This window comes from Sorangium sp. So ce327 (assembly GCF_051530205.1).
Taxonomy (GTDB): domain Bacteria; phylum Myxococcota_A; class Polyangia; order Polyangiales; family Polyangiaceae; genus Sorangium; species Sorangium cellulosum_B.
This window is the reverse complement of sequence record NZ_CP150330.1, coordinates 5,807,703-5,819,171: the sequence shown is the minus strand read 5'-3', so window position 1 is coordinate 5,819,171 and position 11,469 is coordinate 5,807,703. Positions and strand designations below refer to the sequence as shown.

The 11,469-nt window shown below is 72.8% G+C and carries 8 protein-coding genes and 1 riboswitch; of the genes, 4 read left to right on the top strand and 4 right to left on the bottom strand.

What is annotated here, in order from left to right; translation table 11 throughout:
• Positions 1–957, bottom strand: a complete 957-nt coding sequence (locus tag WME95_RS21860; protein WP_437911006.1) for a ribonucleotide-diphosphate reductase subunit beta — start codon at positions 955–957, stop codon at positions 1–3.
• A gap of 59 nt (positions 958–1,016) precedes the next feature.
• A complete protein-coding gene (locus tag WME95_RS21855) occupies positions 1,017–3,479 on the bottom strand; it encodes a ribonucleoside-diphosphate reductase subunit alpha (protein WP_437910398.1) in 2,463 nt (820 codons plus the stop codon).
• 252 nt (positions 3,480–3,731) lie between these two features.
• Positions 3,732–3,939, bottom strand: a riboswitch (cobalamin riboswitch).
• Positions 3,940–4,066: 127 nt separating this feature from the next.
• Here WME95_RS21855 and WME95_RS21850 point away from each other — a divergent pair.
• Positions 4,067–4,933: an NAD-dependent protein deacetylase gene (locus WME95_RS21850; protein WP_437910397.1), complete on the top strand. Its 867-nt coding sequence runs from the start codon at positions 4,067–4,069 to the stop codon at positions 4,931–4,933.
• 34 nt (positions 4,934–4,967) lie between these two features.
• Here the strand turns inward: WME95_RS21850 and WME95_RS21845 are convergent, their stop codons facing one another.
• Positions 4,968–5,543 (bottom strand): prolyl hydroxylase family protein, encoded by a 576-nt coding sequence (locus WME95_RS21845; RefSeq protein WP_437910396.1) that lies wholly within the window; start codon positions 5,541–5,543, stop codon positions 4,968–4,970.
• A 123-nt stretch (positions 5,544–5,666) separates the two neighbouring features.
• On the opposite strand from WME95_RS21845, the gene WME95_RS21840 reads away from it, so the two are divergent.
• Positions 5,667–8,570 carry a helix-turn-helix domain-containing protein gene (locus WME95_RS21840; RefSeq protein ID WP_437910395.1) on the top strand — a complete coding sequence of 968 codons (2,904 nt, stop codon included), beginning with the start codon at positions 5,667–5,669 and terminating at the stop codon, positions 8,568–8,570.
• Between the two features lie 198 nt (positions 8,571–8,768).
• Complete coding sequence (traA, locus tag WME95_RS21835) at positions 8,769–10,061, top strand: outer membrane exchange protein TraA family protein (RefSeq protein WP_437910394.1); 1,293 nt, start codon at positions 8,769–8,771, stop codon at positions 10,059–10,061.
• Positions 10,062–10,124: 63 nt separating this feature from the next.
• Here traA and WME95_RS21830 read toward each other — a convergent pair whose 3' ends face one another.
• Positions 10,125–10,613, bottom strand: coding sequence for a type II toxin-antitoxin system RatA family toxin (locus WME95_RS21830; protein ID WP_437910393.1), 489 nt, complete (start codon positions 10,611–10,613; stop codon positions 10,125–10,127).
• 49 nt (positions 10,614–10,662) lie between these two features.
• On the opposite strand from WME95_RS21830, the gene WME95_RS21825 reads away from it, so the two are divergent.
• The gene (locus tag WME95_RS21825; RefSeq protein ID WP_437910392.1) at positions 10,663–11,256 is read left to right on the top strand and encodes a Uma2 family endonuclease; all 594 of its coding nucleotides are present in this window, start codon (positions 10,663–10,665) and stop codon (positions 11,254–11,256) included.
• Positions 11,257–11,469 lie beyond the last annotated feature (213 nt).

Genomic DNA, 11,469 nt, shown 5'->3' with positions numbered 1-11,469 from the left:
TCAGAACGCGGCGTCGAGGACGACCTCCCCGGAGACGCCGACCTGGTACGCGGAGACGCGGCGCTCGAAGAAGTTCGTGACCTCCTGGACGTCTTGCAGATCCATGAACGAGAACGGGTTCTTCGCCCCGTAGCGCTTCGGCATGCCGAGCGTGGCGAGCCGCTGGTCGGCGCAGAACTCCAGGTAGCTGCGCACGTCGCGCGCCGACATGCCCGCCACGCCGGCGCCGAGGAGATCCTCGGCGAACCGGGCCTCGCAGGCGATCGCCTCATCCATCATGTCGAGGATCGACCGCGAGAGGCCGGCGTCGAAGAGCTCGGGCTCCTCGCGCCGCGCCGTGTTCACGACCTCGAAGGCGAAGCGCATGTGCGCGCTCTCGTCGCGGAAGACCCAGCTCGTCCCCGCGGCGAGCCCGTGGAGCAGGCCGCGCGAGCGCAGGAAGTACACGTACGCGAACGCGCCGAAGAAGAAGAGCCCCTCGACGCACGCGGCGAAGCAGATGAGGTTCAGGAGGAACCGCCGCCGCTCGGCGCGCGACTCCAGCCGCCCGAGCGACTCGACGGAATCGAGCCACCGCATGCAGAAATCGGCCTTCTGCCGGATCGAGGGGATGTTCTCGACGGCCGCGAAGGCGCGGTGACGGTCCTCGGGATCGGGGATGTACGTGTCGAGGAGCGTCAGATAGAACTGGACGTGGAGCGCCTCTTCGTAGAGCTGCCGTGACAGGTACATCCGCGCCTCCGGGGCGTTGATGTGCCTGTACAGGTTGAGCACGAGGTTGTTCGCCACGATGGAGTCCCCCGTGGCGAAGAACGCGACGAGGCGCTGCACGAGGTGCCGCTCCGCGTCGGTCATCTTCCGCAGGTCGCCCACGTCCGTGGAGAAGTCGACCTCCTCCACGGTCCACGTGTTCTTGATGGCGGAGCGGTACATCTCGAAGAAGGCCGGATAGGCCATCGGGCGCAGGGTGAGGCACTGGCCCGGATCGAGGAGGCGCGCGGGGCGGCTGACGCGGCTCACTGGCAGGCCTCGCAGGCCTCGGGGTTCTCGAGCGCGCACGCCACGTCCGCGGCCGCCTTCGCCGGCGCCGCCTCCACGGTCGCCTTGGTGATGCGCGTCGCGGGGCGCGATCGCAGGTAGTACGTCGTCTTGAGCCCCTTCTTCCATGCGTGGAAGTACATGCTCGAGAGCTGACCGATGGTGGGGTTCTCGATGAAGAGGTTCAGCGACTGGCTCTGATCGATGAAGGCCCCGCGATCCGCGGCCATGTCGATGAGCGAGCGCATCGGGATCTCCCACGCCGTCCGGTACACGGCGCGGAGCTGCTCGGGCAGCTCGTCCATGCCCTGGACCGAGCCCTCCGCGAGCTTGAGCCGGGCGCGCGCCGCGTCGTTCCAGGCGCCGAGCCGCTTGAGCTCCGCGACGAGGTAGCGGTTCATCTGCAGGAAGTCCCCCGAGAGCGTCTCGCGCTTGAAGAGGTTGGACACCTGCGGCTCGATGCACTCGTAGCAGCCCGCGATCGACGCGATGGTGGCCGTCGGCGCGATGGCGACGAGCAGCGAGTTCCTGAGCCCCTCGGCCTGGACGCGCGCGCGGAGCCCCTCCCAGCGCGCCGCGTCCTCCGGGACGGCGCCCCACGCGTCGAACTGGAGCTCTCCGCGCGCGGCGCGCGTCTCGTCGAACGCCGGGTGCGGCCCCTTCTCCGCCGCGAGGTCCGCGGACGTCGAGAGCGCGTGGTAATACACCTCCTCCGAGATCCGCCTGGAGAGCTCCCGCGCCGCCGGGGCGTCGAAGGGCAGGCGCATCTGGAAGAACACGTCCTGCAGGCCCATGAGCCCGAGCCCGACGGGCCGCCAGCGGAGGTTCGATCGCCTCGTCGAGGGGATGGGGTAGTAGTTGAGGTCGATGACGCGGTCGAGCTGGCGGACCGCGGTCCGCACCGTGCACGCGAGCTTCTCGAAGTCGAACGCGATCGCGCCGTCCGCCAGCGTGACCGTGTGGCGAGCGAGGTTGATCGAGCCCAGGTTGCAGACGGCCGACTCCTCGTTCGAGGTCACCTCCAGGATCTCGGTGCAGAGGTTCGAGAGGTGGACTACCCGGCCCGGCAGCGCCGTCTGGTTGCAGGCGCGGTTCGACTTGTCCTTGAACGTCATCCAGCCGTTGCCTGTCTGCGCGAGCGTGCGCATCATCCGCGCGTAGAGCTCGCGGGCCTTCATCGTCTTCTTGGCGAGGCCTGCCCGCTCGGCCTCGACGTACCGACGATCGAACTCCTCACCGTAGAGATCGGGGAGATCGCGCACGTCCTTCGGGTCGAACAGGCTCCATTCGCCGTCGGCCTCGACCCGCTTCATGAAGAGATCCGGGACCCAGCTCGCGAGGTTCAGGTTGTGCGTGCGCGCGGCCTCGTCGCCCGTGTTGTCGCGCAGCGAGAGGAACTCCTCGACGTCGGCGTGCCACGGCTCGAGGTAGACGCAGCAGGCGCCCTTGCGCTTGCCGCCCTGGTTCACGGCCGCGACGGACGCGTCGAGCGTCTTGAGCCACGGCACGATCCCGCTGGAGTGCCCGTTGGTGCTCTCGATGAGCGAGCCGCGCGAGCGCACCCGGTGGTAGGCGAGCCCGATGCCGCCCGAGAACTTCGAGAGCATCGCGACGTCGGTGTAGCGCTGGTAGATGGTCTCGAGGTGATCGTCCGGCGAGTCGAGCAGAAAGCAGCTCGAGAGCTGCTCGTGGCTCGTCCCGGAGTTGAACATCGTCGGTGAGCTCGGCAGGTAATCGAGCGACGAGAAGAGCCGGTAGAGCTCGATCGCCTGCGCCGCCGTCTCGGAGAGCGCGCACGCGATGCGCAGGAAGAACTGCTGCGGCGTCTCGATGACGAGGCGCGTCTCGGGGTGCTTCAGCAGGTAGCGGTCGTAGAGGGTCCGCAGGCCGAAGTACTCGAGCTCGTGATCGCGCCTCGGCTCGATGGCGTCGTTCAGCTTGCGGGCGTTCTGCGCCACGAAGCCGTGGAGCCGATCGTTGATGAGGCCCAGCCGCCGCCCCACGGCGATGGACTGCGAGAAGGCGTGGATCTCCTGATTGCGGACTTCCTTGTCGATGTACGTGGCGAGCAGGCGCGCCGCGAGCTTCGCGTACTGGGGCTCATCCGCGATGAGCGACGCCGCCGTCTGGATGGAGAGCTGGTCGAGCTCGCGCGTCGTCGCGCCGTCGTAGAGGCCGCTGATGGTCTTCGTCGCGACGCGGAGCGCGTCCACGTCGGACAGGGCCGCGCAAGAGCGGCTCACCGCCCGGACGATCTTGTTGACGTCCACGGGCTCGCTGGACCCGTTCCTCTTCTTCACCCGCATCGTCGTGTGCGGGGGCGCCTCCTCCGCGCCGGCGCTCGTCATGGCGGGCGCATCAGGTGCGTGGAGTGCGTGGCGTGCGTGGAGCGCGCGCAACGGCGCCGCGCCGTTGCTCTTCATCAACGGTTCGTTCAGCATGGCATCCTCCTCGTGCTCGTTCCGAGCGGTCCCGGACCGCTCGCGTCGATGCCGCGAGAGCGAAGAGGCCAGCCGATGCGCACGGGTGCGCCAGGCTCTTTGGAGGAGCCCTCGGACCGACCGCTCGCCCCCGCGGGCGAAAGGAAGACAGCGCGGGAGGGGGTCGGAACCGGGACAAGCGCGAGAGTCTGCGCCAGCTCGGACCTACCCGCCTCCCTCGAGGCTTCCAGGTCAAACCGGCGCCGGATGTCTCCCCAGCGCAGGATGTTGGCAGGTCTTCGGGCTCACGAGCGCTCCGGCTCTCGCCGGATTCCTACGGTCCACCGCTTCCCAGCCCGAGGGCCAGTGCTCGTCGTGGAGATCGTTCTCGCTTACCGCTGCGGGGCAGCCCCGGATTCACACCGGGTTCCCTTTTGAGCCCCGGGCCGAAGCCCGAGGCACCAACACGGGCACTACATATGGTGGTGCAGTGAGCCGGTCAAGCGAGATGTTGTGGGGGAGCTCCGTTGCTCGGTTGCTTGCGTGGTTACGCGGTCGACACACGCTGGCCTGGCGGTGCCCGCCGTGGCGGGCCACAACCCGGGCCTATGCCGCTCAGCGAAGCGCGTACGGCCGATCCGCTCGACGACCTCGTCGCGCTCCTGCGCGGCAAGCGGATCGTGGCGCTGACGGGCGCGGGGTGCAGCACCGAGTCCGGCATCCCCGATTATCGAGGGCCCGAGACGCGGCGCCGCGCGCGGAACCCGATCCAGGGGCGGGAGTTCTCCCGCTCGGCCGAGATCCGGCAGCGCTACTGGGCGCGCGCCGTGATCGGCTGGGAGCGTTTCTCCAGGGCCGAGCCGAACCCTGCCCACCGCGCCCTCGCGCGGCTGGAGCAGGCGGGGCAGCTCGATGGCCTCATCACGCAGAACGTCGACGGGCTCCACCAGGCCGCGGGCAGCCGCCGCGTCATCGAGCTGCACGGGACGCTCTCCGAGGTCGCCTGCCTCGCGTGCGGCGCGATGGAGCGGCGCGCCGCCCTCCAGGAGCGGCTCCTCGCCCAGAACCCCGGCTGGCTGCGCCTCGCGGCCGACGTCGCCCCCGACGGCGACGCCGACCTGCCCGCCGAGCACGTGGCGGGCTTCCGTGCGCCGCCGTGCCTCCGCTGCGAGGGGCCGCTCAAGCCGCGCGTCGTCTTCTTCGGCGAGAACGTGGCCCGGCCGATCGTCGACGCGGCGTTCGCGCTCGTGGACGCGGCGGACGCGCTCCTCGTCGTCGGCTCGTCGCTGGCGGTCTTCTCGGGCTACCGCTTCGTGCTGCGCGCCGCGCAGCGAGGCATCCCGATCGCCATGATCAACCTCGGCTCCGCGCGCGGCGAGGAGCTCGGCGCGCTGAAGATCGAGGCCCGCGCCGGCGAGGTGCTGCCGCGCCTCGCCGAGGCGCTCGGCGCCGGCGCGACCGCGGCGCCGCGCTGAGGCGCCGAGCGCCGGCGCACGCGCGGCGCTGGCATCACCCGCGCCGGTACATCACGTCGCTGCGGAGGACGTACTTGCTCCCCCGTGTCACGGCGGCGCCGCGGTGGAGCCGGCGGTGCTCGAACAGGAGCGCCATCCCGCGCCGCGGGGCGATGCTGCGGCCGCCCCAGAAATCGGTCGTGCCGCCCTCGAAGTCGTCGTTCAGGTAGACCATCGCGGTGAACAGGCTCCGCTCGCCGTCGGATCGCACGAACGACCCGTCGCCGTGCCAGTTGAAATATTCGCCCTCGGTGTAGCGATAGTAGCGGAAGCGCTCGTTCAGCCCGACGGCGCGGTGGAGGCCGAAGCTCGGCGGCATCCAGGGCGCGAGCCGCTCCCAGAGGTTCGCGGCGAGGCCCGGATCGTCGATCATGACGCGGCCGTTCCTGCGCACCTCGAGGTTGATCACCTCGCCGCCCCCGATCGGCGCCTGCTCGAAGCCTCGCGCCTCGGCGAGCGCGATGAAGCCCTCGCACTCCTCGGGCGACAGGACGTTCGTCACCGTGAAGATGCGGAGATCGTCGGTGTAGTCGGTGCACTGGGCGGTCCGTTCGGCGTGCAGGGTGCTCATGCGTGAAGCGTGGGTCCGGGCGGACCGGATCCGGAAGGGCGGGACCCGGGCAGGACCGGGCAGGACCGGGCAGCGCGGTGGACAGGAGAGCGCCGCATCGCCGATGATCGAGCGCTCGCACCGATGGCACGGGTCTCCAGGGCGGGCCGCAGCGCGGAGCCCGCGGTCCGCTTCAACCACACGCTCCTCCAGCGGGCGCGGCTCGATCTCGACCTGACGCAGGAGCAGGTCGCCGCGTCGATCGGCGTCGACGTGCGGACCTACCGCCGCTACGAGTCGGGCGCCGTCAACGATCCGCGGCTCGGCTTCTCGGTCCGGAGCCCGTCCCGGCGGCGCATCATCGAGCGGCTCGGCGCCGAGCTCGGGCTCGCCGAGGCGGAGCTGCTCGTCGTCGAGGCCGAGGCCGATGCCGCGCCGGCGGATCGCGCCGCAGAGGGAGCGGGTGCGGCGAGCCAGGCCGTGGAGGCGCCCGACGAGGCGGGGGAGGCGCTCGCGGGGGAGGAGAGGGCGCCCGCCGGGGCGGGGAGGGCGCCCGACGAGGAGGCAGGCGAGAAGGCGCCCGCCGGCGCGCCCGCGCCGTCGCAGGGAGCCGCCCCGGCGTGGCGCCCGCTGCACGCGCACACGCTCCAGCGAGCGCGGCACTTCGTCGGGCGCGCCGAGATCGTCGATCGGCTCGCCGCGTGGGCCGACGGCTCGCCGCCGTCCCCCCGGGTGATCGCGCTCCTCGGCGTCGGCGGGGCGGGCAAGACCGCGATCGCCGAGCGCTTCCTCCAGGGGCTCGGCGACGCCCCGCGGCCCGGCGGGGTGCTCGTCTGGAGCTTCTACGACGACCCCAGGACCGAGGCGTTCCTCGACCAGGCGGCGGCCTACTTCGCGCCGGGCGCGGGCGCCTCGGGCCCGGCGGCGCCGCGGCCTCAGGCGGCGCCCGGAGAGCAGCTCGCGCGGCTGAAGGAGGCGCTGGGGCAGGGGCCGCCGCACCTGCTCGTGCTCGACGGGCTCGAGACCGTGCAGGCCGAGGGGGGCGCAGGGCGCGCGCACGGCGAGCTCCACGACGCGCTCCTCCGGCGGCTGCTCTGCGCGATCGCGTCCGGGCTCGGCGGCGCGCGGGCGCTCGTCACGTCGCGCTTCGCGCTCGCGGATCTGTCCGCCTGGGCCGAGGGCGGGCTCGCGACGATCCGGCCCGAGCCGCTCTGCGAGGGCGACGCCGCGTCGCTCCTGCGCCGCTGGGGCATCCGCGGCGACGACGGCGCCCTCGGGGCGCTGTTCGAGACGACGGGAGGGCACGCGCTCTCGGTCGCCGTCGTCGGCTCCTACGTGGGCGCGTTCCTCGGCGGCGACGCGGGGCGGCTCTCCGCGGCGCAGGCGGCGCACCTCGCCGAGGCCGAGCAGGACGACGTCCTCGCCCGCCGCCTGAGCTCGGTGCTGTCGGCCTACGCGCGCGCGCTGCCGCCGGGCGAGCGGGACCTGCTCGCGCGCCTCTCGGTGTTCCCCGGCGGCGCGGGCGAGGAGGCGCTGCTCCAGCTGATCCGGGCCGGCGGCGAGATCGCGGGCGCCATGGCGGGGTGGGGCGCCGCGGAGCTCGCGCGCGGGCTCGCCCGGCTCGAGCGGCTGGGGCTCGTGTTCGCGGCGCGCCCGGGCGAGCGCTGCTACTCGACGCACCCCTTCGTGCGGCAGCACTTCAAGTCGCTGCTCGGCGTGCCACCGGAGCGCGTCCACGCCGCGGGGAGCGCCGCGCCGCCGCGCCTCGACGAGGCGCCGCGCCGGGCGCCGCGGGAACGCGAGGCCGTCGACGCGTACGAGGCCATCCTCACCGAGCTGCTCGGCGCCGGGCGCGCGGGCGAGGCGTACGACATCTACGCGCTCGCCCTCGGCGGCTTCGCGCACCTCGGGCTCAAGCTCGGCGACATGGCCCGCGGCGCCCGCATCCTGCGCGCGTTCGCCGGCGGCGACGACCCCCGCGGCATGCCGGCCTCGCTGCCCGCGCGGGTGCGCGCGTCGCTCGCGTACGACGCGGGGCTCTACGCGGGCGCGCTCGGGGATCTCGCGTTCGCCTGCGCCTGCTACGAGGCGCACAACGAGATCGCCGGGGCGCTCGCCGACCCGGCCCCGATCGCGACCGGCCTGCGCACGCTCGCGTACACGGAGCGGCTGCGGGGCGACCTGACCGGCGCGCGCCGCCTGCTCGAGCGGTCGGCCGAGATCGCCGGCGGCGCCGCGGGGAGCGCCCGTCGCGCCGCGGCCCACGTGGACCAAGTCCACGCCGTGCGCGCGCTGGCGCTGCTCGCCGCGGTGCTGCACGACCTCGGCGAGGTCGACGCGGCGGGCGAGCGCTTCGCGCGCCTGCGGGCGCTGGGCGACGCGCCGGTGGCGCGCCGCGCGCTCTGGGAGGCGGAGCACGCGCTCGCGCTCGGGCGCCGCGGCGAGGCGCGCGAGGCCACGGAGCGGAACATCGCCGAGTGCAGGCGGAGGGGATGGGAGGGGCACGTCGCGCACGGCCACACGCTGCTCGGCCTCGCGCTGCTGGACGGCGGCGAGGGCGGCGACGGCGACGTCGCGACGGCCGAGGCGCACCTCGTCGAGGCGCGCCGCTGGGCTGCCGCGACGGGCGAGGTGGAGGTCGCGCTGCGGTGCCACGAGCTCGCGGCGCGCATCGCGCTCGCCGCTGGCCGGCTCGACGACGGCGCGCGGCAGGCGCTGGAGGGGCTGCATGTCGCCGAGGCATGCGGGTTTGGCCCGTTCCGCGCCCGGCTCGCGGTCGTGGCCGCGCGGTGCGCGCTGACCCGCGGCGCGGGGGCGGCGGCGTCCGCGACGGCGCTCGCCGACTCGTCGGTGGCGTGGGCGGGTGAGGACGCCTGGGCGAGGGCGGACGCGCTGCACTGGGCGGGCGTGGCGCGCGCGGCGGCGGCGCGCGGCGAGGAGCGCGCGCGAGGGCGGGAGCTGCTCGCCGAGGCGGCGGCGCTGCGGGCGCGCCTGCGCCACCCCGGCGCCGGAGCGTCGCGGGAGGCGCTCGCGCACCTCGGCGGATGAGGGCCGGGCGCGCGGCGCGCGCCGGCGAGTGGAACGGCGAGGGCGGACACTCCGCTGCTCGCCGTCGGGATCGTGCCGTGAGGGGGATTGCCGGGCTCCGCGTTACGAGCGCGGGATAACGTGACGTGACGTGCCGTGCGCCGCGGGTCGCATGCGAGCGGCCGCGTAGTTGCGCGGTTTTCCTTGCCAGGAGCAACCATGTTCCACCGACGTCCCAAGCTGGCGATCTCTTTCGTGCTCGCCCTCTCCACGGCGCTGGGAGCACCGGTATCCGCGAACGCCGAGCCAGTGATCATCGAAGGCGGTCCTGTGGCTCCGCTCCCCGCCGAGGGAGGAACGGGCCTGTGCGGCGCGCAAAGGTTATCGTCCGCGCCAGATGTCGACTTCTGGGTTTCAACGGGCGACAGCGCGGACTTCATCGAGAAGATGAGCACGTTCTTCGACGCGGGGCAGGAAGAACTCGTGAGCTCCGTGGTGCGCACACCGCTCGATCTCTCGAACAAGTACGACGCCGGGAGCGGGGCGAGCTTCGGCGATTTTCTGGACGCTGTCTCCGACTGCCCGGCAGGAGGGTGCGACTTCGACGCGAACGAGCCCGACGTGGCGTTCGGCATGCGCCTGCGCGGGTACCTGGCCGTGCCGTCCGACTACGTCGAGCAGCCTGTCCACTTTGGCATTTACGCCGACGACGCCGTGGCCCTCGTGATCTACGACTCGGCGCAGGCCGCATATCCGGTGCTGGTGCAGCCACCCGCGCTCGGCGCACCCAGCTGGCGAATGACGAATACCGTCACGTTCGCCGAGGAGGGCCTGTACCCCGTCGAGATCCTCTATGCCGCGATCGTCGAGCATTCAGAGCTCGAGGTGTCGGTTCTGGTAGGCGAGTTCCAGGATTTTCAGCTCAATGCCGGCCAGGTCGGCAGCCCGAACCTCGCCGGGTCCGGCTTCACGCTCCTCGAGCCGGCGGCGTTCCATCGGAGCGTGGCGGGCGACACCTCAGCGACGGACGAGGACGCCTGTGCGCAGTGCGGCCGCGAGCTCGTCGGCCAGAGCGAAAACACCGGCTGCGAGGCGGGCTCCTACTGCAACGACGCCGCGCTGTGTGCGCCGTGCGTCGTCGACGCTTTCTGCGGGCCTTCGTGCAACCCGTGCAGCGCGCAGGCGCCGCGCTGCGCCCTCGTGGAGGGGACGCCGGCGTGCGTCGCGTGCGTGAGCGACGCGGACTGCGATGACGGCGAGGCCTGCGACCTCGAGGCGCACGCCTGCGCGGTGCCGCCCGGCCCCGGCGCGGGTGGGGGCGGCGAGGGCGGCGCGGATGCGGGCGGCGGCGGCGGCGCGGCGTCCGGGCCTGACGCGGAGGACGACGACGGCGGCTGCGGGTGCCGGGTCGGCGGCGAGGGGCGGCAGGGCGGCGGGCTCGCCTTCGCGCTCGCGGGGCTCGGGCTCGCGCTCGCGGGCGCTCGTCGCCGGACGCGCGCGGCCTCGCGGTGAGCGGCTCCACGGAGCGCGGCTCGCGCTGAGCTCAGCTCCTGCGGCGCGCGGCCTTGCCGCGCGTCAGACGGCTGCCGGGCCGCGCCTCGGCAGCCGCTGCAAGATATCGGTCGTCTCGGCGCTCTTCTTGAGCCCGGCGAGGCGCTGCTCGATGTCGCGCCTCAGCACGGCCGCCATCACCGGCTCCAGCACCGGGGCGAGGGCCTGCGGGCGCGCGGTGAAGTTGTAGCGGAACGTGACGCGGGTCCGTCGCGGCGACAGCGCCTTGAAGAGCCATGCGCCCGAGAACTGGCGGAAGATCCGCGGTCCATCGACCATCGTGATGGCCACCTGCTCCGGCGGGTTCAGGGTGATGTAACGGGCCTCCATGGACAGCCCGTTCTTCGCCCGCACCCACACCCGCACGCCGACGGCGGGCTCGGTCGCGCCGTCGCTGTAGCGCATCTCGCGGAGAAACGGATCCCACTCGAGCCGGAGAGCGTAGTCCTGGGACAGCGCGAAGAGCTCGTCGGAGGCGGCGTCGATCTCGGCGGTGCTCTGGATCGTGGGCATGGCGCCGAGGATAGGGTCGTGACGCGCTGGCGTGGCATATTGCGGGACCATGAACGAGCCGGCGCGGAGGATCGTCGGGACATACGCCGAGTATCTCGAGCAGGAGCGAGCGAGCCCGACGAAGCACGAGTTCCGGAACGGCGAGATCTTCGCGATGGCCGGCGGGACGCCGGAGCACGCGCGCCTGTGCGCGAGCGTTGGCGCCGAGCTCCGGGCCCAGCTCCGCGGGCGGCCCTGCGCGGTCTACTCCTCCGATCTGCGCGTCCGGGTCCAGGCGACCGGGCTCTCCACGTACGCTGACGTCAGCGTCGTTTGCGGGAGGCTCGAGCGCGATCTTGAGGACAACGACGCAGCGCTCAACCCGATCGTCCTGGTCGAGGTCCTCTCCGAGAGCTCGGAGGCCTACGACCGTGGGCAGAAGTTCGCGCACTACCGGCGGATCCCCTCGCTCCGGGAGTACGTGCTCGTCACGCGGCACGAGCAGCGCATCGAGGTGTTTCACCGCAACGAGGACGACTCGTGGACGCTCCGGGAGGCCCGCGCTGGAGGGGGCGCGCACCTCGAGGCGATCGGGTGCGTGCTGTCGGTGGACGAGGTTTACCGAGACCCGCTCGCCCAGGTCGCGACGAAGACAGAGGGGTGACTCCAGTATTCGTGATGAGCCTCGCTGCATCGGCTGGATGATCGGCTTGAGCGAGTGGTTGCTCGACACCCTCACCCCCGAGGGGGCTCGCGCGTCGTCGCCGTAAGCGGCGCGCAGCCTGCCGCGCCGCGCGGCCGAAGTCCTTGCGCCGCGGCGAGGTCGATGGGGAACCTGCCGTGGTGATGCGCCATGGCGCGGAGGGCGTTCCAACGT

Excerpts from the sequence above, each read along its gene's own strand:
- WME95_RS21860 (WP_437911006.1), bottom strand. The coding sequence starts at position 957 with ATGGCCTATCCGGCCTTCTTCGAGATGTACCGCTCCGCCATCAAGAAC.
- WME95_RS21855 (WP_437910398.1), bottom strand. The coding sequence starts at position 3,479 with ATGCTGAACGAACCGTTGATGAAGAGCAACGGCGCGGCGCCGTTGCGC.
- WME95_RS21850 (WP_437910397.1), top strand. The coding sequence starts at position 4,067 with ATGCCGCTCAGCGAAGCGCGTACGGCCGATCCGCTCGACGACCTCGTC.
- WME95_RS21845 (WP_437910396.1), bottom strand. The coding sequence starts at position 5,543 with ATGAGCACCCTGCACGCCGAACGGACCGCCCAGTGCACCGACTACACC.
- WME95_RS21840 (WP_437910395.1), top strand. The coding sequence starts at position 5,667 with ATGGCACGGGTCTCCAGGGCGGGCCGCAGCGCGGAGCCCGCGGTCCGC.
- traA (WP_437910394.1), top strand. The coding sequence starts at position 8,769 with ATGTTCCACCGACGTCCCAAGCTGGCGATCTCTTTCGTGCTCGCCCTC.
- WME95_RS21830 (WP_437910393.1), bottom strand. The coding sequence starts at position 10,613 with ATGCCCACGATCCAGAGCACCGCCGAGATCGACGCCGCCTCCGACGAG.
- WME95_RS21825 (WP_437910392.1), top strand. The coding sequence starts at position 10,663 with ATGAACGAGCCGGCGCGGAGGATCGTCGGGACATACGCCGAGTATCTC.